Annotated in this window: 18 protein-coding genes; 4 read left to right on the top strand and 14 right to left on the bottom strand. The window is 63.1% G+C overall.

Features of this window, described 5'->3' with window-relative positions; genetic code table 11:
- Positions 1 to 13: 13 nt before the first annotated feature.
- The 10 genes from HU766_RS20500 to HU766_RS20455 all read right to left on the bottom strand — a co-directional run bounded on the left by HU766_RS20500 (position 14) and on the right by HU766_RS20455 (position 11,930).
- The gene (locus HU766_RS20500) at positions 14 to 565 is read right to left on the bottom strand and encodes an XRE family transcriptional regulator (protein WP_033696721.1); all 552 of its coding nucleotides are present in this window, start codon (positions 563 to 565) and stop codon (positions 14 to 16) included.
- Entirely contained in the window at positions 558 to 1,847 is a 1,290-nt protein-coding gene (locus HU766_RS20495) for an FAD-binding oxidoreductase (protein ID WP_186660167.1), read from the bottom strand. Before HU766_RS20495 ends, HU766_RS20500 begins: the two co-directional genes overlap by 8 nt.
- A 108-nt stretch (positions 1,848 to 1,955) precedes the next feature.
- Positions 1,956 to 3,914: a DNA topoisomerase III gene (locus tag HU766_RS20490; protein ID WP_186660204.1), complete on the bottom strand. Its 1,959-nt coding sequence runs from the start codon at positions 3,912 to 3,914 to the stop codon at positions 1,956 to 1,958.
- Positions 3,915 to 4,069: 155 nt separating this feature from the next.
- Entirely contained in the window at positions 4,070 to 4,504 is a 435-nt protein-coding gene (locus tag HU766_RS20485; protein ID WP_033696724.1) for a GNAT family N-acetyltransferase, read from the bottom strand.
- Entirely contained in the window at positions 4,497 to 5,663 is a 1,167-nt protein-coding gene (locus HU766_RS20480) for a cupin domain-containing protein (protein ID WP_186660165.1), read from the bottom strand. The genes HU766_RS20485 and HU766_RS20480 overlap by 8 nt, the downstream gene beginning before the upstream one ends.
- 81 nt (positions 5,664 to 5,744) lie before the next feature.
- The gene (gene purB / locus HU766_RS20475) at positions 5,745 to 7,115 is read right to left on the bottom strand and encodes an adenylosuccinate lyase (RefSeq protein ID WP_033699922.1); all 1,371 of its coding nucleotides are present in this window, start codon (positions 7,113 to 7,115) and stop codon (positions 5,745 to 5,747) included.
- A gap of 189 nt (positions 7,116 to 7,304) precedes the next feature.
- Positions 7,305 to 7,931: a high frequency lysogenization protein HflD gene (hflD, locus tag HU766_RS20470; RefSeq protein ID WP_186660163.1), complete on the bottom strand. Its 627-nt coding sequence runs from the start codon at positions 7,929 to 7,931 to the stop codon at positions 7,305 to 7,307.
- A complete protein-coding gene (gene mnmA / locus HU766_RS20465) occupies positions 7,928 to 9,052 on the bottom strand; it encodes a tRNA 2-thiouridine(34) synthase MnmA (protein ID WP_186660161.1) in 1,125 nt (374 codons plus the stop codon). Before mnmA ends, hflD begins: the two co-directional genes overlap by 4 nt.
- A 59-nt stretch (positions 9,053 to 9,111) precedes the next feature.
- Positions 9,112 to 9,552: an NUDIX domain-containing protein gene (locus HU766_RS20460; RefSeq protein WP_186660159.1), complete on the bottom strand. Its 441-nt coding sequence runs from the start codon at positions 9,550 to 9,552 to the stop codon at positions 9,112 to 9,114.
- Between the two features lie 152 nt (positions 9,553 to 9,704).
- Complete coding sequence (locus HU766_RS20455) at positions 9,705 to 11,930, bottom strand: NADP-dependent isocitrate dehydrogenase (RefSeq protein ID WP_095064360.1); 2,226 nt, start codon at positions 11,928 to 11,930, stop codon at positions 9,705 to 9,707.
- Between the two features lie 414 nt (positions 11,931 to 12,344).
- Here HU766_RS20455 and icd point away from each other — a divergent pair, with 414 nt between their 5' ends.
- Entirely contained in the window at positions 12,345 to 13,601 is a 1,257-nt protein-coding gene (icd, locus tag HU766_RS20450) for an NADP-dependent isocitrate dehydrogenase (protein WP_033696730.1), read from the top strand.
- Positions 13,602 to 13,670: 69 nt separating this feature from the next.
- Here icd and cspD read toward each other — a convergent pair whose 3' ends face one another.
- On the bottom strand, positions 13,671 to 13,931 hold the full coding sequence (cspD, locus tag HU766_RS20445; protein WP_033696731.1) for a cold shock domain-containing protein CspD: 261 nt from the start codon (positions 13,929 to 13,931) through the stop codon (positions 13,671 to 13,673).
- Between the two features lie 230 nt (positions 13,932 to 14,161).
- Here cspD and clpS point away from each other — a divergent pair, with 230 nt between their 5' ends.
- Both clpS and clpA read left to right on the top strand, forming a co-directional pair.
- Positions 14,162 to 14,524: an ATP-dependent Clp protease adapter ClpS gene (gene clpS, locus HU766_RS20440; protein ID WP_003251220.1), complete on the top strand. Its 363-nt coding sequence runs from the start codon at positions 14,162 to 14,164 to the stop codon at positions 14,522 to 14,524.
- Between the two features lie 30 nt (positions 14,525 to 14,554).
- On the top strand, positions 14,555 to 16,825 hold the full coding sequence (gene clpA, locus HU766_RS20435) for an ATP-dependent Clp protease ATP-binding subunit ClpA (RefSeq protein ID WP_186660157.1): 2,271 nt from the start codon (positions 14,555 to 14,557) through the stop codon (positions 16,823 to 16,825).
- Positions 16,826 to 16,981: 156 nt separating this feature from the next.
- Here the strand turns inward: clpA and infA are convergent, their stop codons facing one another.
- From infA to aat, 3 genes are all read right to left on the bottom strand, one after another.
- Positions 16,982 to 17,200, bottom strand: a complete 219-nt coding sequence (gene infA / locus HU766_RS20430) for a translation initiation factor IF-1 (RefSeq protein ID WP_002553999.1) — start codon at positions 17,198 to 17,200, stop codon at positions 16,982 to 16,984.
- 102 nt (positions 17,201 to 17,302) lie between these two features.
- A complete protein-coding gene (locus HU766_RS20425; protein ID WP_033696734.1) occupies positions 17,303 to 18,010 on the bottom strand; it encodes an arginyltransferase in 708 nt (235 codons plus the stop codon).
- A gap of 57 nt (positions 18,011 to 18,067) precedes the next feature.
- On the bottom strand, positions 18,068 to 18,748 hold the full coding sequence (gene aat, locus HU766_RS20420) for a leucyl/phenylalanyl-tRNA--protein transferase (RefSeq protein WP_186660152.1): 681 nt from the start codon (positions 18,746 to 18,748) through the stop codon (positions 18,068 to 18,070).
- Positions 18,749 to 19,109: 361 nt separating this feature from the next.
- Between aat and HU766_RS20415 the strand changes: the two genes are divergently transcribed.
- A complete protein-coding gene (locus HU766_RS20415; protein WP_186660149.1) occupies positions 19,110 to 21,578 on the top strand; it encodes a DNA translocase FtsK in 2,469 nt (822 codons plus the stop codon).
- Positions 21,579 to 21,613 lie beyond the last annotated feature (35 nt).

The raw sequence follows: 21,613 nt of genomic DNA, 5'->3' as shown, positions 1-21,613 counted from the left end.
TCATGCTGTGCTCTCATCGGAAGACCCAGAGGACCCGGGTCGTCTGGTCGGTCAGGTTGGCGTAGCGGAACTGGTTGTGCGGGGGGAGCTGAAAGCTGTCGTTGCGCCGCAGCGTCACCGCCTCGGCGTGGCCTTCGCGCCAAAGCGTCAGCTCGCCTTCGAGGACGAAGCCGCCTTGCTCGGAACTGTCGTTCAGGTGCCCCTCGCCACTGCTGGCGCCAGGCGCCAGGTGGCTTTCGAGCATGGAGAAGCCGCCATTGAGGGTGGGCGATACCAGCACGTCGCTGATGCCCTCGGCGTAGTAGATCGTGCGCCGTTCACCGGGCCGGGTGACCCAGTCCAGCGGGCGCGGCTGGCCGGCCTGGTAGAAGTAGGTGGTCGGCACGTGCAGGGCTTCGCTGATGGCCGTCAGGTCGGCCACGGTCGGGCGCGACAGGCCGCGTTCGACCTGCGAGAGAAAGCCCAGTGAGCGCTTGACCTTGCCGGCCAGCTCGTCAAGCGTCAGCCCGCGGTGCTTGCGCAGGTCGCGGATCAGCACCGCCAGTGTTTGAACTTCATCAGACATGGTCGCGCAACCTGTACCAGGCTTTGGCCGCGGCCTCCAGCGGTGCGGCCATCAAGTCGCCACCAGGGAAGCGACCGTTGTCGATGCCTTGGTACAACGTCAGCAGGTCGTCGTTGCCGAGGATCGCATCGCTGACCGCCCGCGCCCCAGCCAGGGTCGGCAGCACGCCATGGCCGGAGAAACCCTGCAACCAATAGCGCTGGCCGTCACGGCCGATGTCGGGAGTGCGCTGGATGCTGCAGTCGATGTGGCCGCCCCAGGCAAAGTCGATGGCCACCCCAGCCAATTGCGGGAACACCCGTTCAAGGTAGGGGCGGGTGGCGCCGGCCACGTCCTTGGGGATGCCGCCCAGGTAGGTGCAGCCGCCGCCGAACAGCAGGCGGTTGTCGGGGGTAAGGCGGAAATAGTCGGGCACGAACTGGTTGTCGATCACGCAGCTGTTGCGCGGCAGTAATGATTTGGCGAAGTCGGCTTCCAGTGGCGCGGTCGTTACCTGGTAGGAGCCAACGGGCAGCAAACGGCGCGACAGTGCCGGGTCGAGGCGGTCGATGTAGGCGTTGCAGGCCAGCACCAGGACCTGGCTGTGCACCTCGCCATGGCCGGTGCGGGTGACATACCCGTTGCCGGTCTGCTGGTAGTCGAGCACCTGGCTTTGCTCGAAGATGTGCCCGCCGGCTGCCTCGATAGTGCTGGCCAGGCCTTGGGCCAGCTTGAGCGGGTTGAGGTGTGCACCTTTGGCGTCATACAGCGCAGCCTGGTAGCGCGGGCTGTCGATCCACTGGGGCAGCTCATCGCGCCCAATCAGGCGCAGGGCGCCATAGCCCCACTTGGCCTGGGCGTCATGCAGGGCATCCTCAAGCATCTTCACCCGCCGTGGCAACACGGCGCTCCACAAGCTGCCAAGCCGATAGTCGACATCGAAACCATGGCGTTGCGGCAGTTCACGCATTTCATCGGCGGCCCAGCACATGCTGTCCCACAAGCGCCTAGTGCGTTCGATGCCGAGGGTTTTTTCCAGCGGCGGCATGTCGCATGACCAGCCCAGCAACGCCTGGCCACCGTTGCGCCCGGACGCAGCCCAGGCCACACGGCTGGCTTCCAGCAGCGTCACTCGCTTGCCGGCCATGGCCAGGCGCAGGGCGGTGTGCAGGCCGCTGAACCCGGCGCCGACAATCAGCACGTCAGTGTCGTGTCGGCCTTGCAGAGTAGGGCGTAGAGGAATAGGGGTGGGGTAGGTCTGGGCGTAGTAGGTGGCAATGTGTTGCGCGGATTGCTTGAACATACCGGGGCCTCATGAAAATTTTTATCATTATTTTCATGAAAATTTAGCAGGTAAATTTCACGGCGCCAGTTTGTTTGTCGGGTTTTGTGGTTTTGGCATTGCCAGGGTTCAGGTTGCCGCCTTTTTCCTCGGTTGCCTTGGCTTGGCTGCGGCCGCCTTGCCTGCGGTGGTTTTGCCTTTCCCGCCGCCCCGGCGCTTCTTTTTCCAGGGCGGCGCGGCGCCGGCTGCAGGCCCTGTGATGGTCATGCGCATGCCGCTGCAGCGCTCGACCAGCTTGCCCATCCAGGCCGACTGCCGGGCGACGAACTCTTCCAGGCTCATTTCACCGCTCTGCACCATGTCCAGGGCCTGCTCCCAGATTGCCGTGGTGCCGGGGTCGGCGATAGCGCGTGGCACGGCGTCGATCAGGCTGAAGGCCGCAGGCGTCGCGGCCAAGGCCTTGCCGTGCTTGACCAGGTAGCCGCGGTCGAGCAGGCCCTGGATGATGCTGGCCCGGGTCGCTTCAGTGCCGATGCCGGTGGTTTCCTTGAGCTTCTGTTTCAGCCGAGGGTCATCTACCAGTTTGGCGACGTTCTTCATCGCCTTGATCAGGTCGCCTTCGGTGAAGGGCTTGGGTGGCTGGGTCCACATGTCCTTGAGCTGCAGGCCTTGCACGTTGCAGTCCTGGCCTTCGCGCAAGGCTGGCAGGACCTGGGCTGGCGCTGCCTCGCGGCCTTTGGCCGGGGTCAATGCCTCGGGCAAGGCACGCCGCCAGCCAGGCTCGACGATCTGCTTGCCCACGGCGCGCAGGGCATGGCCCGCACAGTCGAAATCGGCCTGGGTGCGGTCGTACTCGTGGTTGGGCAGAAACTGCGCCAGGTAACGGGCACGTATCAAGGTGTAGACCGCTTTGTACTTGGCGGGCAGGCGCGCGGGGTCGCTGGCCGCTGCTGTGGGGATGATGCCGTGGTGGGCACTGACCTTGGCATCGTTCCAGGCACGGGAGCGGCGCTGTGGCTCAAGGTAAGGCTGCAGCGGCGCAAGGCTGCTATCGGCGCGCTGCAACGCTGCGAGAATGGCGGGCGCCTCGGCGTGCTGGCTCAGTGGCAGGTAGCCGCAGTCGCTGCGCGGGTAGGTGATCAGCTTGTGGGTTTCGTACAGGGCCTGGGCGATGTCGAGGGTTTCCTGGGCGCCGAGGCCAAACTTTTTCGAGCACAGCTCCTGCAGGGTGCCCAGGTCGAAGGGCAGGGGGGCAGCTTCGCGCACGCGTTCTGTCGCCACCTTGACCGCTCGGGCCGTGCCCGCGTTACTCATATCGGCGGCAGCCTGTTGCGCCAAGGCCGGGTTGAGGCACCGGCCCTGGTCGTCACAGGCGTCCTCCGGGGCCCGCCATTGGGCATTGAAGCCTTGGCCGGCATGTTCGAGTTGCACGTCGATGGCCCAGAACGGCACTGGCACGAAGTCGGCGATGCTGCGATCGCGGTCCACCACCAGGCGCAGGGTCGGCGTCTGCACCCGGCCTACCGGCAACACCCCTTGGTAGCCGGACTGGCGGCCGAGCAAGGTAAACAGCCGGCTCATGTTCATGCCGATCAGCCAGTCGGCACGGGAGCGGCCCAGCGCCGAGTGGTAAAGGCTGAATGTCTCCTGGCCGGGCAGCAGGCGCGCCAGGGCCTTGCGGATGGAGGCATCGTCGAGTGCCGACAGCCACAAACGCTGGATCGGCCCGCGGTAACGGCAGTGCTCGACCAGTTCGCGGGCGATCATCTCGCCTTCGCGGTCGGCGTCGGTGGCGATCACCAGTTCGCGCGCCTCGCCGAGCAGGCGCTTGACGGCCTTGAACTGGCTGGCGGTCTTGGGTTTGACCAGCATCTTCCATTTTTCGGGAATGATCGGCAGGTCGGCGAGGTTCCAGCGCTTGTAGCGTTCGTCGTAACTGTCGGGCGGGGCGGTTTCGAGCAGGTGGCCAATGCACCAGGTCACGCAGACATCGGTGCCTTGCCAGCAGCCGTCGGCCTTGCGAGTGGCGCCGAGTACTTTGGCGATGTCTTTTGCCTGGGAGGGTTTTTCGCAGAGGAACAGGCGCATGGCCGCAAACGCTTCATCGGGGGTGATGGGCACTAGGATGCGCAAGCAGGGGCGCAGAGGCAAGTTTTATCTGGATGGATGTACAGGTTTTGTCGGTCGAGATGTTTTGCCTGCACTGCCCCTTTCGCGGGGCAGTGCAGGCAAACACTTAGGGATCAGGCGATTTCGCGAGAGTCGCGCACCATGTCCACATGCGGGATGCCGGCTTCAAGGAACTCTTCGCTGACGACGCGAAAGCCCAGGCGCTCGTAGAACGGCGTGGCGTGCACCTGGGCACTGAGTGTCTGCTGCTTCAGGTCGCGCTGCTGGGCTTCGATGATGACCGCATTCATCAGTGCATCGCCCACCTTCAGCCCGCGCCAGTCCTTGAGTACCGATACTCGGCCGATAGTGCCGTCGGGCAGCAGGCGGGCGGTACCGATCGGGTAGTCACCCTCCAGGGCCAGGAAGTGCACCGCAGTCGGATCGTCCGAGTCCCACTCGAGCTCTGGCGGTACGTGCTGTTCGGCAATGAACACCGCTTCACGGATACGCCGGATGTCGGCGTTGTCCTTATGCCAGTCGGCGAGGCGCACACGAATCTTATTCATTGGCGAATCCCAGGCTTCCTTGTTTGATCAGCTGCTGTACCAGCATAAGGCCATCTTCATCCTCCAACCACTCTGCAAGGTTTTCGATGTGTAACGCGTCCGCCGCACAGACCAGCTTCAGCAGCTCACGCAGCTTGGCGGGCAGTGGGCAGCTACGGCCGCTGGCGAACAGCATCAGGTCGTCATTGAGCTCGGACCAGGCCATGCGCGCACTTGGGTTACGGATCAGGATGGCGCCATCCTCAAGGGCTTCGATCAGCTCTTTCTCGTTCAGCTCTTCACCCACCACCTGCTCCGGGTAGCGCGGCTCGGTCATGAACTGGCCGAACCAGGTCAGCAGCAGGTCCTTGTCACCCATGTGCTTGTCGAGCAGGCCCTTGAGGCGGTCGAGGGCATCGTGCTGGATCTGGTGCGGGTCGCTGACCGGCTGCGCGTCGGCGTCGCTGTAGCGCTCTTCGTCCGGCAGGAACTGGCCGAGGAAGTCGGTGAAGTGGGTCAGCACTTCGGCGGCGCTCGGGGCACGGAAACCGACCGAGTAGGTCAGGCAGTCGTCCTCGGCTACGCCGTAGTGGGCCAGGCGCGGCGGCAGGTAGAGCATGTCGCCGGGCTCCAGGGTCCACTCACCGCTCTGTTCGAAGTCGGCCAGGATACGCAGGTCGGCGTGCTCGATCAGCGGGCTGTCGCTGTTGCACATCTGGCCGATCTTCCAGTTGCGCTTGCCGTGGCCTTGCAGCAGGAACACGTCATAGTTGTCGAAGTGCGGGCCGACGCTGCCACCGGGGGCGGCGAAGCTGACCATCACATCGTCGATGCGCCAGCTGGGCAGGAAACGGAACTCTTGCAGCAGTTCGGCCACTTCCGGGACGAACTGGTCCACGGCCTGTACCAGCAAGGTCCAGTCACGCTCGGGCAGGGTGGCGAAGACATCTTCCTCGAACGGGCCGCGACGCAGTTCCCAAGGGTGTTCGCCGTGCTCGAGCACCAGGCGCGATTCAACTTCTTCTTCCAGCGCCAGGCCGGCCAGTTCGTCGGGTTCGATCGGGCTGATGAAGTCGGGGAAGGCCTGGCGTACCAGCAGGGGCTTCTTCTGCCAGTAGTCGCGCATGAATTCGCGGGCAGAGATGCCGCCCAGCAGCTGCAGTGGAGTATCAGGATTCATGTTCAACCTATTGAAAAAACGTAATTTTCGTCCGGGAATAAAAACGCCCGGCTAAGCCGGGCGTTGAACGCGACGGTCAGCTTAGATGCGTTTGGCCTGTGCTGCCGCGTTACCGATGTAGGTAGCAGGGGTCAGCAGCTTGAGCTCGGCCTTGGCGTCGGCTGGCATGTCCAGGCCGTCGATGAAGGTCAGCAGCGCTTCAGGGGTGATGCCCTTGCCACGGGTCAGCTCTTTGAGCTTCTCGTAGGGGTTTTCGATGTTGAAGCGGCGCATGACCGTCTGGATCGGCTCGGCCAGCACTTCCCAGCAGGCGTCCAGGTCGGCGGCGATGCGTGCGGTGTTGACTTCCAGCTTGCCGATGCCCTTGAGGCTGGCTTCGTAGGCGATGACGCTGTGTGCGAAGCCCACGCCCAGGTTGCGCAGCACGGTGGAGTCGGTCAGGTCACGCTGCCAGCGCGAGATCGGCAGCTTGCTGGCCAGGTGCTGGAACAGCGCGTTGGCGATACCCAGGTTGCCTTCGGAGTTTTCGAAGTCGATCGGGTTGACCTTGTGCGGCATGGTCGACGAGCCGATTTCGCCCGCGACGGTCTTCTGCTTGAAGTAGCCCAAGGAGATGTAGCCCCACACATCGCGGTCGAAGTCGATGAGGATGGTGTTGAAGCGGGCGATCGCATCGAACAGCTCGGCAATGTAGTCGTGCGGCTCGATCTGGGTGGTGTACGGGTTGAACTGCAGGCCCAGCTCGTCTTCGATGAAGGCGCGGGCGTTGGCTTCCCAGTCGATCTGCGAATAGGCCGACAGGTGGGCGTTGTAGTTGCCTACGGCGCCGTTGATCTTGCCCAGCAGCGGCACGGCGGCCACCTGGGCGATCTGGCGCTCCAGGCGGTACACGACGTTGGCCAGCTCTTTACCCAGGGTGGTCGGCGAAGCCGGTTGGCCGTGGGTGCGCGACAGCATCGGCACGTCGGCCAGGGCGTGGGCCTGGGCGCGGATGGCGTCGGCGATCTGGCGCATCAGCGGCAGCAGCACTTCGTCACGGCCGGCGCGCAGCATCAGGGCGTGGGACAGGTTGTTGATGTCCTCGCTGGTGCAGGCGAAGTGGATGAACTCGCTGACCTTGGCCAGCTCAGGCAGCTGGGCAGCCTGCTCCTTGAGCAGGTACTCGATGGCCTTGACGTCGTGGTTGGTGGTGCGCTCGATTTCCTTGACGCGTTCGGCGTGCTCAAGTTTGAAATCGGTGGCCAGGGTGTCCAGCACGGCGTTGGCTTCGGCGGAGAACGCCGGCACTTCGCCGATTTGCGGGTGGGCGGCCAGGCGCTGCAACCAGCGGACTTCGACCAGGGCGCGGAAACGGATCAGGCCGTATTCGCTGAAAATGGGGCGCAAGGCCTGGGTTTTGCCGGCATAACGGCCGTCTACAGGGGAAACCGCAGTGAGCGAGGAAAGCTGCATGGGGTGTTCTCGGACAGTCAGGCTTTTGGAAGGGCGCATATCATACATGAAAAATGCCTGTAGGAGCGGCCTTGCGTCGCGAAAGGGCTGCGCAGCGGCCCCGGCAATCTATGCTGGGGCGGCGATTCTGGGGCTGCTGTGCAGCCCTTTCGCGACGCAAGGCCGCTCCTACAGGTCCGGCGTTTTTCTTCAGGACGGCGTGCGCATCATGTCGTACAGTTCGTTGAGCAGCTTGCGGCGGCTGAACACCAACTGCCAGCGATGGCCGCCCAGTTGGCGCCACAGGCGCGCGGCGCGGATGCCGGCCAGCAGCAGGGCGCGGATCTTCGAGGCGTTGCTGGGCTGCTGCAGGAAACGCATGTCGCCGTGTACCTGAATACGCTGGCGCAAAGTGCTCAGGGTGTCCTGGTACAAGGCTCCACTGGAAGCGATGACGTTTTCATGAATCAGGCCGAAATGGTCGGCCTGCGACTGAATCTGCGGCAAGCGGTTGCCGATGGTGTCGAGCAGGTCGCCGCGCTTGGCCAGCTGGCGTTCCAGGCCCAGCATCGACAGGGCATAGCGCAGCGGCTCGCGCTGCAGGCTGCTGGGGTCGCGCTCGAGCGCGCCGACCAGGGCGCGGTAACCGTCGCGCAGGTTGAGGTCGTCACCGCCGAACACCTCCAGGGTGTCCTTGGGGTCGCGTACCAGCAGGCTGCCCAGCATGCAGCCGATGTTGGCCTCGCTGGCCTGGCCGGTGCGGGCGATGCGGTCGACCAGCACGGCGGCCTGGAACACACCGCCCAGGGCAATCAATTGCTCCTGCAGGTTGCTCATGCGCGCGGGCTCCAGGGCTCGGCGGTCTCGATCACGCCGCCACCCAGGCATACCTCGCCGTCGTAGAACACCACCGACTGGCCGGGCGTCACGGCCCGCTGCGGCTCGTCGAACACCGCGCGGTAGCCGTTATCGCTGCGCTCAAGGGTACAACCCTGGTCGCCCTGGCGGTAACGCACCTTGGCAGTCAGGCGGCGTGGGCTGGACAGGTCGATTGGGTTGACCCAGTAGATGTCCGAGGCCAGCAAGGCGCGGGAGAACAGCCACGGGTGCTCATTGCCCTGGCCGACCACCAGCACGTTGCGCGAGAGGTCTTTGTCGAGCACGTACCACGGCTCGTCGCCGGCATCCTTGAGGCCGCCGATACCCAGGCCCTGGCGCTGGCCGATGGTGTGGTACATCAGGCCATGATGGCGGCCGATGACTTCGCCGTCGGTGGTCTGGATTTCACCTGGCTGGGCCGGCAGGTACTGCTTGAGGAAGTCGCTGAAGCGGCGCTCGCCAATGAAGCAGATACCGGTGGAGTCCTTTTTCTTGGCCGTGGCCAAGCCGTGCTTTTCGGCAATGGCGCGGACTTCGGGTTTTTCCAGTTCGCCGACCGGGAACAGGGTGCGGGCGATTTCCTTGCCGCCGACGGCATGCAGGAAGTAGCTCTGGTCCTTGTTCGGGTCCAGGCCCTTGAGCAGCTCGGTGAGCTCACCGGTGTCGCGGCGGCGCACGTAGTGGCCGGTGGCGATCAGGTCGGCACCCAGCGACAGGGCGTAGTCGAGAAACGCCTTGAACTTGATTTCGCGGTTGCAGAGGATGTCGGGGTTGGGCGTGCGGCCGGCCTTGTATTCTTCGAGGAAGTGCTCGAACACGTGGTCCCAGTACTCGGCGGCGAAGTTGGCGGTGTGCAGCTTGATGCCGATGCGGTCGCACACGGCCTGGGCGTCGGCCAGGTCTTCGCGGGCGGTGCAGTATTCGGTGCCGTCGTCCTCTTCCCAGTTTTTCATGAACAGCCCTTCCACCTGGTAGCCCTGCTCCATGAGCAGAAGGGCGGAGACGGAAGAGTCCACGCCGCCGGACATGCCGACGATGACGCGGGTCTTGGCGGGGTCTTTGAGTGCTGGGCTGGTCATGGCTACCGATGTGTATCAGAGGGGAAAAACGCCGATTCTATCAAACCCGAGGCCGCGCGTCAGTCGCGCAGCAGGGCGAGGCTGTGCAGCGGGCCGGCCAGGTAGTCGTCGAGGCAGCGCGGCACCAGCTCGCTGCGCCAGCGGCTAGGGTCGGCGAACAACTCGTCGCGGGTCAGCCAGACGGCGCGGACGATGTCGCTGTCCAGCCCCAGGTCGGCGTGATGGCGCACCGGGCGCGCGGCGAAGCAGATGCGCTGGTAGGTCACACCATTGCTGGGTGCGGTGTACAGGTAGATGCCGACCACGGCGGTCAGTTCGACTTCCCAGGCGGTTTCTTCGAGGGTTTCGCGCAGGGCGGCCTGGGGCAGGGTTTCGTTGGGTTCCAGGTGGCCAGCGGGCTGATTGAAGACATGCTGGCCAGCTTTGAACTCTTCGACGAAGAGGAATTTGCCCTCGTGCTCGACGACGGTGGCGACGGTGATATGGGGTTGCCAGGACACGGTCGATTCTCTCCCTAAGTAGCAAGTTTCAAGCTGCAAGCCACAAGTCGAAGCAGTACGCGGGCTGCTTTGACTTGTGGCTTGCAGCTTGCGGCTAAAAAGCACAAACCCCGGTGCGTGGCCGGGGTTTGTGGTGTTACATCAAGCGTACCTTACAGAGCGGCAATGGCGCTGTTGAAGGTCTGGCTTGGGCGCATTACCTTGGCGGTCAGCTCGGCATCCGTGGCGTAGTAGCCACCGATGTCGGCCGGCTTGCCCTGAACGGCGTTGAGCTCGGCGACGATGGTCGCTTCGTTCTCGGCCAGGGTTTTAGCCAGCGGGGCGAAGCGCGCCTGCAGGGCGGCGTCGTCAGCCTGGGCGGCCAGGGCTTCGGCCCAGTACAGGGTCAGGTAGAAGTGGCTGCCGCGGTTGTCGATGCCACCGACTTTGCGCGAAGGCGACTTGTTGGTGTCGAGGAACTTGCCGGTAGCTTGGTCCAGGGTGTTGGCCAGGACCTTGGCACGCGGGTTGTCGTAGGTGTTGCCCAGGTGCTCCAGGGAAGCGGCAAGGGCCAGGAACTCACCCAGCGAGTCCCAACGCAGGAAGTTCTCTTCGACCAACTGCTGCACGTGCTTGGGTGCCGAACCGCCAGCGCCGGTTTCGAACAGGCCACCGCCGTTCATCAGCGGTACGATCGACAGCATCTTGGCGCTGGTGCCCAGCTCCATGATCGGGAACAGGTCGGTCAGGTAGTCGCGCAGCACGTTGCCGGTCACCGAGATGGTGTCCTTGCCTTCGCGGATGCGGGCCAGGGAGAACTTGATGGCGTCGACCGGGGCCAGGATACGGATGTCCAGGCCGGTGGTGTCGTGATCCTTCAGGTACTGCTGCACCTTCTCGATCATCACGCCGTCGTGGGCGCGCGCCGGGTCCAGCCAGAACACCGCCGGGGTGTTGCTCAGGCGGGCACGGTTGACGGCCAGCTTGACCCAGTCCTGGATCGGCGCGTCCTTGGTCTGGCACATGCGGAAGATGTCACCCGCTTCGACGTTCTGCTGCAGCACGACCTGGCCTTTGCCATCGACCACACGCACCACGCCATCGGCCTGGATCTGGAAGGTCTTGTCGTGGGAGCCGTACTCTTCGGCTTTCTGCGCCATCAGGCCGACGTTCGGTACGCTGCCCATGGTGGTCGGGTCGAAGGCGCCGTTGGCCTTGCAGTCTTCGATGGTGGCCTGGTAGATGCCGGCGTAGCAGCGGTCCGGGATGATCGCCTTGGCGTCCTGCAGCTCACCTGCGGTGTTCCACATCTTGCCCGAGTCACGGATCATGGCCGGCATCGAGGCGTCGACGATGACGTCGCTCGGCACGTGCAGGTTGGTGATGCCTTTGTCGGAGTTGACCATGGCCAGGGCCGGGCGAACGGCGTACAGGGCCTGGATGTCGGCTTCGATCTCGGCCTGCTTGTCAGCTGGCAGGTCCTTGATGCGGGCGTACAGGTCGCCGATGCCGTTGTTGGCGTTGAAGCCCACTTCAGCCAGTGCGGCGGCATGCTTGGCCAGCACGTCGTTGTAGAACGCTTCGACGATGACGCCGAACATGATCGGGTCGGAGACCTTCATCATGGTGGCTTTCAGGTGTACCGACAGCAGCACGCCAGAGGCCTTGGCATCGGCGATCTGCTCGGCGATGAAGGCTTGCAGGGCCTTGCGGCTCATGGTGGCGCAGTCGACGATCTCGGCAGCTTTGACCGCAGTCTTGGCTTTCAGAACGGTGGTGGTGCCGTCTTTACCGACCAGCTCGATGCGCAGGCTGTCGTCAGCCTCGATCAGCGCGGCCTTTTCGCTGCCGTAGAAGTCGCCTTGGGTCATGTGGGCAACGTGCGACTGCGAGTCGGCAGCCCAGGCGCCCATCTTGTGCGGGTGCTTGCGTGCGTAGTTCTTGACCGACAGCGGGGCGCGGCGGTCGGAGTTGCCTTCGCGCAGTACTGGGTTGACGGCGCTGCCCTTGATGCGGTCGTAGCGGGCGCGGGATTCTTTCTCGGCCTCGGTGGACGGCTCGTCGGCGTAGTCGGGGATGTTGAAGCCTTTGCCTTGCAGTTCCTTGATCGCGGCCTTGAGCTGCGGTACCGAGGCGCTGATGTTTGGCAGCTTGATGATGTTGGCTTCAGGCGTGGTAGCCAGTTGGCCCAGTTCCGCCAAGTGATCGCCTACTTGCTTCTCGGCGCCCAGTTGCTCCGGGAAAGCCGCGAGGATACGGCCAGCCAGGGAAATGTCGCGAGTTTCGACGGCGATGTCAGCCGAGGCGGTGAACGCTTCGACGATCGGCAGCAGCGAGTAGGTGGCGAGGGCAGGGGCTTCGTCGGTGAAGGTATAGATGATCTTGGAACGGGTGGGCATGCGGTTTAACTCTCTATGTGCTGAGCGTACTCGAGTCTCGAGGTGCGCAGGGTAGGCGCTTCGCCCTGGCGACGCCATGAGCGGAAAGTCGAGAGGCTGCGAGCGGTGATGGTGGATGCATCAGTCGAGCGTCAAGTGCTGAACTGCGGTAACAGCCCAGGCTTCGTGGCCGTTCTTGGCCAAGGGCGAGCCGCATTTTCCAAGGGTTCGCCCCGATGACCCTACGGTCGCGGCGCAGTATATCAAACCAATCGGGCTATTCAGCAAGGCGAAGTGACATCGGCGCCATTTATAAGACCAAAGACGTAGGGGCAATGTGGCGCGTTGTCGCAGTGCTTGCAGGTCAGCAGATGTGGTTTAGGCTCAGTGGATCGCACGATGTCCAATCACACCCGAAAGCGGAGTAGTGCAAGCATGGGATACCAGAAAATCAAGGTTCCGACCGACGGCACCAAGATCACCGTCAATGCAGACCATTCGCTCAATGTGCCCGACAACCCCATCATTCCCTATATCGAAGGCGACGGGATCGGCGTCGATGTCTCGCCGGTGATGATCAAGGTGGTGGATGCTGCCGTACAGAAAGCCTACGGCGGCAAGCGCAAGATTGCCTGGATGGAGGTGTACGCGGGCGAGAAGGCCACACAGGTCTATGACCAGGACACCTGGCTGCCGCAGGAAACCCTCGATGCGGTGCGTGAGTACGTGGTGTCGATCAAGGGGCCGCTGACCACACCGGTCGGCGGTGGCATCCGCTCACTCAACGTTGCCTTGCGCCAGCAGCTTGACCTGTACGTGTGCCTGCGCCCGGTGGTGTGGTTCCAGGGCGTGCCGAGCCCGGTGAAGAAGCCTGGCGATGTCGATATGGTGATCTTCCGTGAGAACTCCGAAGACATTTATGCGGGCATCGAATGGAAGGCCGGCTCGCCCGAGGCGAACAAGGTGATCAAGTTCCTCAAGGAGGAAATGGGCGTCACCAAGATCCGCTTCGACCAGGACTGCGGCATTGGCGTCAAGCCCGTCTCCAGGGAGGGCACCAAGCGCCTGGTGCGCAAGGCGTTGCAATACGTGGTGGACAACGACCGCGAATCGCTCACGCTGGTGCACAAGGGCAACATCATGAAGTTCACCGAAGGTGCCTTCAAGGACTGGGGTTACGAGGTGGCCCGCGACGAGTTTGGCGCCGAGCTGCTCGACGGCGGCCCCTGGATGAAGTTCAACAACCCCAAGACCGGTCGCGAGGTCATCGTCAAGGATGCCATCGCCGACGCCATGCTCCAGCAGATCCTGCTGCGCCCGGCCGAGTACGACGTGATCGCCACCCTCAACCTCAACGGTGACTACCTGTCTGACGCCTTGGCGGCGGAAGTGGGCGGTATCGGCATCGCGCCGGGCGCCAACCTGTCCGACACCGTGGCCATGTTCGAAGCTACCCACGGCACCGCGCCCAAGTATGCCGGGCAGGACAAGGTCAACCCGGGCTCGGTGATTCTGTCGGCAGAGATGATGCTGCGCCACATGGGCTGGACCGAGGCGGCTGACCTGATCATCAAGGGCACCAACGGCGCGATTGCCGCCAAGACCGTGACCTACGACTTCGAGCGCCTGATGGAAGGGGCGAAGTTGGTGGGCAGTTCAGGCTTTGGCGATGAGATGATCAAGCATATGTGAGGCAAGAGAAAACCGGTCGCCTGGCTAAAGAGGCGACCGGTTTTTTCGTATACCGACACGGAGCAGGGTTCAGGCTCTGGCGGTTTCGCTCGCGGTCTGGCTTTGGGCCTTGGCAGCCGCAGCGGTAACGGCGTCCATTATCTTGACCGCGTGCAGGCCTTTGGGGCCCTGGATGATTTCGAATTCCACGGCCTGGCCAGCCTTGAGCGTTTTGTATCCGTCCATCTGGATGGCCGAGTAATGAGCGAACAGGTCATCGGATTTACCATCCTCGTTGATGAATCCGTAGCCCTTGGCATTGTTGAACCACTTGACTTTACCGCTTGCCATCCCTATGTCCCTCTGCAAAGGACTCCATCACTGGAGTATCATCCACTTCATCCGCATACGAACCATGCGAAAAATCTGGTTGACTGCGCGGATCTTTATCGACCACGGTGGGTTCTTATTGGTTGTAACACCGTTTTGCCGATAGTCAAGGTCAGGCGGCGCGTGCGCCGTAGGCGAACTTTGCGCTCAACCGACAACTTTAACCTGTCGATCATGATGAAATTCTTTCCATGCATGCACCCAGTGAGATTCGACTAACATTCAATCAGGATCGCCCGCAATCGAATGAGGACGACGGCTCAGGTCTTGCTGTCCAGGAAGCCAAGCCGATCCTGCAGGCGCCACCGATGTACAAGGTGGTTTTGTTCAACGATGACTACACACCGATGGATTTCGTCGTCGAAGTGCTCGAGACGTTCTTCAGTCTGAACCGCGAGCTGGCGACCAAGATCATGCTGACCGTCCATACCGAGGGGCGGGCAGTGTGCGGATTGTTTACCCGTGACATCGCCGAAACAAAGGCCATGCAGGTCAACCAATACGCCAGGGAAAGCCAGCATCCGCTACTCTGTGAAATCGAGAAGGACGGTTAATCGCCGACCACTTGGGTATGAGGTGAAGCTATGTTAAACCGCGAGCTCGAAGTCACCCTCAATCTGGCCTTCAAGGAGGCTCGTTCGAAACGTCATGAATTCATGACCGTCGAACATCTGCTGCTGGCACTCCTTGACAACGAGGCTGCCGCGACCGTTCTGCGCGCCTGTGGCGCCAATCTCGACAAACTCAAGCACGACCTGCAAGAGTTCATCGATTCCACCACGCCCCTGATTCCGGTCAACGATGAAGACCGCGAGACCCAGCCAACCCTGGGCTTCCAGCGTGTGCTGCAGCGTGCCGTGTTCCATGTGCAAAGCTCCGGCAAGCGCGAAGTGACCGGCGCCAACGTGCTGGTGGCGATCTTCAGCGAACAGGAAAGCCAGGCCGTGTTCCTGCTCAAGCAGCAGAGCGTGGCCCGGATCGACGTGGTCAACTACATCGCCCATGGCATTTCCAAGGTGCCGGGCCATGGCCCGAACACTGAAGGCGACCAGGAAATGCAGGACGAGGACGGTGGCGAAGCGTCATCGTCGAGCAACCCGCTGGATGCTTACGCCAGCAACCTGAACGAGCTGGCCCGCGCCGGGCGCATCGACCCGCTGGTCGGGCGCGAGCAGGAGGTCGAGCGCGTCGCGCAGATTCTGGCGCGTCGGCGCAAGAACAACCCGCTGCTGGTGGGTGAGGCCGGGGTGGGCAAAACTGCCATTGCCGAAGGCCTGGCCAAGCGTATCGTCGACGGTCAGGTGCCTGACCTGCTGGCCCAGAGCGTGGTGTACTCCCTCGACCTGGGTGCGCTGCTGGCCGGCACCAAGTACCGTGGCGACTTCGAGAAGCGTTTCAAGGCGCTGCTCGGCGAGCTGCGCAAGCGCCCGCAGGCGATCCTGTTCATCGATGAGATCCACACCATCATCGGTGCCGGTGCGGCGTCTGGTGGGGTCATGGATGCATCCAACCTGCTCAAGCCGCTGCTGTCGTCTGGCGACATTCGCTGCATTGGCTCGACTACCTTCCAAGAGTTTCGCGGCATCTTCGAGAAGGACCGTGCCCTGGCGCGACGCTTCCAGAAGGTCGATGTCAGCGAGCCTTCGGTGGAGGACACCGTGGGCATCCTGCGCGGGCTCAAGGGCCGGTTCGAGAGCCATCACAACATCGAGTACAGCGACGAAGCCCTGCGCGCCGCCGCCGAGCTGGCCTCGCGCTACATCAATGACCGGCACATGCCGGACAAGGCCATCGACGTGATCGACGAGGCGGGTGCCTACCAGCGCCTGCAGCCAGAGGCGAACCGGGTCAAACGCATCGACGTGCCGCAAGTTGAAGACATCGTCGCCAAGATTGCACGGATTCCGCCGAAGCATGTCAGCAGCTCCGACAAGGAACTGTTGCGTAACCTGGAGCGTGACCTGAAGCTGACCGTGTTCGGGCAGGACCCTGCCATCGACTCGCTGTCGACCGCGATCAAGCTGTCCCGTGCCGGGCTCAAGGCGCCTGACAAGCCGGTCGGCTCGTTCCTGTTCGCCGGGCCTACCGGTGTCGGCAAGACCGAAGCGGCGCGGCAGCTGGCCAAGGCGCTGGGCGTAGAGCTGGTGCGCTTCGACATGTCCGAGTACATGGAGCGGCATACCGTTTCGCGCCTGATCGGTGCCCCGCCCGGTTATGTCGGGTTCGACCAGGGTGGCCTGTTGACCGAGGCAATCACCAAGCAGCCGCATTGCGTCCTGCTGCTGGACGAAATCGAGAAGGCCCACCCGGAAGTCTTCAACCTGCTGCTGCAGGTGATGGACCACGGCACGCTGACCGACAACAACGGGCGCAAGGCGGACTTCCGTAACGTGATCCTGATCATGACCACCAACGCCGGGGCTGAAACCGCGGCGCGGGCTTCGATCGGGTTTACCCATCAGGACCATGCGTCCGATGCCATGGAAGTCATCCGCAAGAGCTTCACGCCGGAGTTCCGCAACCGTCTGGACACCATCATCCAGTTTGGCCGCCTGAGCCACGAGACGATCAAGAGCATCGTCGACAAGTTCCTCATCGAGCTGCAGGCCCAGCTGGAAGACAAGCGTGTGCTGCTGGAAGTCAGTGATGACGCCCGCGGCTGGCTGGCGGCCTCGGGCTACGATGTGCAGATGGGCGCGCGGCCAATGGCGCGGCTGATCCAGGACAAGATCAAACGGCCACTGGCCGAGGAGATCCTGTTTGGCGAGCTGGCCGAGCATGGTGGCGTGGTGCACGTCGACCTGCGCGATGGCGAGCTGGTGTTCGACTTCGAGACCACGGCTGAGGTGGCGTGACAGTGGGGCCGCTATGCGGCCCTTTCTCACCGTACCTGCAGGTTACCGCGATCCTGTAGGAGCGGCCTTGCGTCGCGAAAGGAGGGCAAAGCCCTCCCAGTTCTTCAACCCCAAAAAAAAGCCCGGCACATGGCCGGGCTTTTTCATGGCTTGGGCTTAGCGCGCACGGTAAGTGATGCGGCCTTTGCTCAGGTCGTAAGGTGTCAGTTCGACGCGGACCTTGTCGCCAGTGAGAATACGAATGTAGTTCTTGCGCATCTTTCCGGAGATGTGCGCGGTTACGACGTGCCCGTTTTCCAACTCCACGCGGAACATGGTGTTGGGCAGGGTGTCGACGACAGTACCTTCCATTTCGAAGCTGTCTTCTTTCGACATGCAGTTGAGCCCTCGGTGTCCAGTGTTGGCCCGACGCATAACCGCACCGGGCAAAAAAGTGGCGTGGATTATGCCGGAAAATAGTGTTTCAAGCCAATGCTTTCAGTTGAGGGTGACCCAGCGCTGGTTGATCAGCAGCTCGATGGGTCGATACTGCGTCTTGTAGTTCATCTTCTTGCAGTTCTTGATCCAGTAGCCGAGGTAAACCGCCTCAAGATTCTGGCGCAGGGCTTCGGTGATCTGCCAGAGGATGGCGAAACGGCCCAGGCTGCGGCGCTCTTCATCGGGCTCGTAGAAGGTGTACACCGCCGACAGGCCGTTAGGCAGCAGGTCGCACACCGCCACCGCCAGCAGGCGCCCCGCCAGGCGGAATTCGTAGAACCAGCAGAACGGCAGGTCGCGCACCAGGAAGGTGGAGAACTGGTCGCGGCTGGGCGGGTACATGTCGCCGTCGGCGTGACGGGTCTCGATGTAGCGCCGGTACAGGTCGAAGTACTCTTCCTTGAATGCCGGGCGTGCCGCGGTCACGGTCAGGTCGGCGTTGCGCTTGAGGATGCGGCGCTGCTGGCGGTTGGGGATGAAGCGCGCCGTCGGAATGCGCGCCGGCACGCAGGCATTGCAGTTTTGGCAGTGGGGGCGGTAAAGGTGGTCGCCGCTGCGCCGAAAACCCATTTCAGACAGGTCGGCATAGACGTTCACGTCCATCGGCTGGCTGGGGTCGAGAAACAGCGTGGTGGCCTGCTCCTCGGGCAGGTAGCTGCAGGAGTGGGGCTGAGTGGCATAGAACTTCAACCGCGCCAACTCTGTCATGATCAACCCCTTCGGTGAGACTTTGCCTTTAAGTGTAAGCCAGCTCTGGGAACTCGCCTAGGGAACCCAGGTGGCGCTGTTGGGCTGGTCAAGGTAACGCGCGAGGTACCCGGCAAACTCGGCGCGGCTGATGGCGCGGGCGCCAAGGCTGTGCAGGTGGTTGGTCGGCATCTGGCAGTCGATCAGGACAAAACCGGCCTGGCGCAGGTGCGTGACCAGCGTGACGAAGCCGACCTTGGAGGCATTGTCGGCGCGGCTGAACATCGACTCGCCGAAGAACAGGCGGCCCATGGCCAGGCCATACAGGCCGCCGACCAGCTCGCCGTCCTGGCGCACTTCCACTGAATGGGCGTGGCCGCGACGGTGCAGCTCGCAGTAGGCGGCGTGCATGGTGTCGGTGATCCAGGTGCCGTCGGCATAGTCGCGGGGTGCGGCGCAGGCGGCGATCACGGCGGCGAAGTCGGTGTCGAAGGTGACCTGGTAGTGGCCCTGGCGGATGAATTTGGCCAGCGAGCGCGAGACGTGCAGCTCATCTGGCAACAGCACCGTGCGGGGGTTGGGTGACCACCAGAGGATCGGCTGGCCCTCCTGGTACCAAGGGAAGCAGCCATGGCGGTAGGCCTGCACCAGGCGTTCGGGGCTCAGGTCGCCGCCGGCGGCGAGCAGGCCGTTGGGTTCATGCAGGGCCTTTTCCAGGGGCGGGAAGGTCAGCGAGTCGCGGGTCAGCCAGGTGAGCATGGTCTATTGTGCGGTGGGGGAGGGGAGCGGCCAGCATGGCGCGGCTGAAAAGCAGGGTCAATCGCTGTCGCTCATTCGCCAAGGTACGAGCAACCGTTTAGGTAATTTCCTACACATTCATGAGGCCACAGGCACCATCCGGGACATTTGCTGTCATACCTGTGCAAAAACACAGCATAAGCCTTTGTCACAAAAGAAAATGCATGCTCAAATTGCAGCTAAGTGAAAGTAGCCCCCTCAAGCCCATGTGCGGCGCGCCGTCATGGCGGCTGACGGGCAGTAATGTTAAAAGTAGTGGTTCATTGGCCATGCATTGGCCGATCACTATTGGACGCGCAGCACGCGCAGGAATAGACGCGTTTTGAAGAAATCCACCGCAACTCCAGCTCCCTTGCCAGTGCCCCTGTGGCGGCAGCAGCTGCACTATCGCCTGAAGGAAGGTGCGTTGATCGCCGTCGGCGCCATGTGCCTGTACCTGTGGATGGCGCTGCTGACCTACGACACGTCCGACCCTGGCTTCAGCCACACCAGCAACGTCGACCAGGTGCAGAACGCCGCCGGGCGAGCAGGGGCCTACTTCGCCGACATCCTGTTCATGGTGCTGGGCTATTTCGCCTACATCTTCCCGCTGCTGCTGGCGATCAAGACCTTGCAGATCTTCCGCGAACGCCACCAGGCCTGGGAATGGAGCGGCTGGCTGTTCTCCTGGCGGCTCATCGGGCTGGTGTTCCTGGTGCTGTCGGGCGCGGCCCTGGCGCATATCCATTTCCACCCGCCGGCGAGCATACCGTTCTCTGCCGGGGGCGCCCTGGGCGAAAGCCTGGGCGAGCTGGCGCGCAACCTGCTGAACGTGCAGGGCAGCACGCTGATGTTCATTGCCCTGTTCCTGTTTGGCCTGACGGTGTTCACCGACCTGTCCTGGTTCAAGGTGATGGACCTTACCGGCAAGATCACCCTCGACCTGTTCGAACTGGTGCAAGGCGCCGCCAACCGCTGGTGGGAAGCCCGCAACGAGCGCAAGCGCCTGGAGGCCCAGTTGCGCGAGGTCGATGAACCTGACTTCGGCGCGGCGGCAATGGCCGCCCAGAAGCGCGACCCGGCCAAGCCACCGCTGCGCGAGCGCAGCGTCGAGCGTGACGATGTGCCCGCCCGGCCTGTAGCCGCGCCGCCTGCTGCGCCGCGTGAACCCGTGGTGGCGCGTGAGGCCGTGGTGCCCCGCGAGCAACCTGCGGCCCCGGTAATCGTCCCGCCCGCGCCGGCCAAGACGCCGGAACCGAGCAAGCGGGTGATGAAGGAGAAGCAAGCGCCGCTGTTCGTCGACAGCGCCGTGGAAGGCACGTTGCCGTCCATTTCCATCCTCGACCCGGCCGAGCAGAAGAAGATCGAGTACTCGCCGGAGTCCCTGGCCGGCGTCGGCCAGTTGCTGGAAATCAAGCTCAAGGAATTCGGCGTGGAAGTCTCGGTGGACTCCATTCACCCAGGCCCGGTCATTACCCGTTACGAGATCCAGCCAGCGGCCGGGGTAAAGGTCAGCCGTATCGCCAACCTGGCCAAGGACCTGGCGCGCTCACTGGCAGTGACCAGCGTACGGGTGGTCGAGGTGATCCCGGGCAAAACCACTGTGGGTATCGAGATCCCCAACGAAAACCGGCAGATGGTGCGCTTCTCCGAAGTGCTGTCGTCGCCGCTGTTCGATGAATCCAAATCCCCGGTCGCACTGGCCCTGGGCCATGACATCGGCGGCAAGCCGGTCATCACCGACCTGGCCAAGATGCCGCACCTGCTGGTCGCCGGTACCACCGGTTCCGGTAAGTCGGTGGGTGTGAACGCGATGATCCTGTCGATCCTGTTCAAGTCCGGGCCCGAAGACGCGCGGCTGATCATGATCGACCCGAAGATGCTCGAACTGTCGATCTACGAAGGCATCCCGCACCTGCTGTGCCCGGTGGTCACCGACATGAAGGATGCCGCCAACGCGCTGCGCTGGAGCGTGGCCGAGATGGAGCGGCGCTACAAACTGATGGCCGCCATGGGGGTGCGTAACCTGGCCGGCTTCAACCGCAAGATCAAGGATGCCCAGGAGGCCGGCGAGGTCATTCACGACCCGCTGTACCGCCGCGAGAGCATGGACGACGAGCCGCCAGCACTGAAGACCCTGCCGACCATCGTGGTAGTGGTGGACGAGTTTGCCGACATGATGATGATCGTCGGCAAGAAGGTCGAAGAGCTGATCGCCCGTATCGCCCAGAAGGCGCGGGCCGCCGGTATTCACCTGATCCTCGCCACCCAGCGTCCGTCGGTTGACGTGATCACTGGCCTGATCAAGGCCAACATCCCGACCCGCATGGCGTTCCAGGTGTCGAGCAAGATCGACTCGCGCACCATCATCGACCAAGGCGGTGCCGAGCAGTTGCTTGGCCACGGTGACATGCTGTACATGCCGCCGGGCACCAGCCTGCCGATTCGCGTGCATGGCGCGTTCGTTTCCGACGACGAAGTGCACCGCACGGTGGAGGCCTGGAAGCTACGTGGCGCGCCGGACTACAACGACGACATCCTCAACGGCGTCGAAGAGGCCGGCAGCGGCTTCGAAGGCGGTGGTGGTGGCGGTGACGGCGACGATTCGGAAAGCGATGCGCTGTATGATGAGGCGGTGCAATTCGTGCTAGAAAGCCGTCGAGCCTCCATTTCGGCGGTGCAGCGCAAGCTGAAGATCGGTTACAACCGCGCCGCACGCATGATCGAGGCGATGGAGATGGCCGGCGTGGTCACCCCCATGAACAGCAACGGCTCGCGGGAAGTGATTGCCCCAGGCGGCCCGCGCGATTGATGAACACATTGCCGGGCGCCTCGAGGGCGCCTGGT

The sequence above is a fragment of the Pseudomonas sp. SWRI77 genome (assembly GCF_014269105.1).
Taxonomy (GTDB): Bacteria; Pseudomonadota; Gammaproteobacteria; order Pseudomonadales; family Pseudomonadaceae; genus Aquipseudomonas; species Aquipseudomonas capeferrum.
Note: the sequence above shows the minus strand (reverse complement) of the source record. Positions and strands in the feature narration are given on the sequence as shown.

Excerpts from the sequence above, each read along its gene's own strand:
- HU766_RS20500 (WP_033696721.1), bottom strand. The coding sequence starts at position 565 with ATGTCTGATGAAGTTCAAACACTGGCGGTGCTGATCCGCGACCTGCGC.
- HU766_RS20495 (WP_186660167.1), bottom strand. The coding sequence starts at position 1,847 with ATGTTCAAGCAATCCGCGCAACACATTGCCACCTACTACGCCCAGACC.
- HU766_RS20490 (WP_186660204.1), bottom strand. The coding sequence starts at position 3,914 with ATGCGCCTGTTCCTCTGCGAAAAACCCTCCCAGGCAAAAGACATCGCC.
- HU766_RS20485 (WP_033696724.1), bottom strand. The coding sequence starts at position 4,504 with ATGAATAAGATTCGTGTGCGCCTCGCCGACTGGCATAAGGACAACGCC.
- HU766_RS20480 (WP_186660165.1), bottom strand. The coding sequence starts at position 5,663 with ATGAATCCTGATACTCCACTGCAGCTGCTGGGCGGCATCTCTGCCCGC.
- purB (WP_033699922.1), bottom strand. The coding sequence starts at position 7,115 with ATGCAGCTTTCCTCGCTCACTGCGGTTTCCCCTGTAGACGGCCGTTAT.
- hflD (WP_186660163.1), bottom strand. The coding sequence starts at position 7,931 with ATGAGCAACCTGCAGGAGCAATTGATTGCCCTGGGCGGTGTGTTCCAG.
- mnmA (WP_186660161.1), bottom strand. The coding sequence starts at position 9,052 with ATGACCAGCCCAGCACTCAAAGACCCCGCCAAGACCCGCGTCATCGTC.
- HU766_RS20455 (WP_095064360.1), bottom strand. The coding sequence starts at position 11,930 with ATGCCCACCCGTTCCAAGATCATCTATACCTTCACCGACGAAGCCCCT.
- icd (WP_033696730.1), top strand. The coding sequence starts at position 12,345 with ATGGGATACCAGAAAATCAAGGTTCCGACCGACGGCACCAAGATCACC.
- cspD (WP_033696731.1), bottom strand. The coding sequence starts at position 13,931 with ATGGCAAGCGGTAAAGTCAAGTGGTTCAACAATGCCAAGGGCTACGGA.
- clpS (WP_003251220.1), top strand. The coding sequence starts at position 14,162 with ATGCATGCACCCAGTGAGATTCGACTAACATTCAATCAGGATCGCCCG.
- clpA (WP_186660157.1), top strand. The coding sequence starts at position 14,555 with ATGTTAAACCGCGAGCTCGAAGTCACCCTCAATCTGGCCTTCAAGGAG.
- infA (WP_002553999.1), bottom strand. The coding sequence starts at position 17,200 with ATGTCGAAAGAAGACAGCTTCGAAATGGAAGGTACTGTCGTCGACACC.
- HU766_RS20425 (WP_033696734.1), bottom strand. The coding sequence starts at position 18,010 with ATGACAGAGTTGGCGCGGTTGAAGTTCTATGCCACTCAGCCCCACTCC.
- aat (WP_186660152.1), bottom strand. The coding sequence starts at position 18,748 with ATGCTCACCTGGCTGACCCGCGACTCGCTGACCTTCCCGCCCCTGGAA.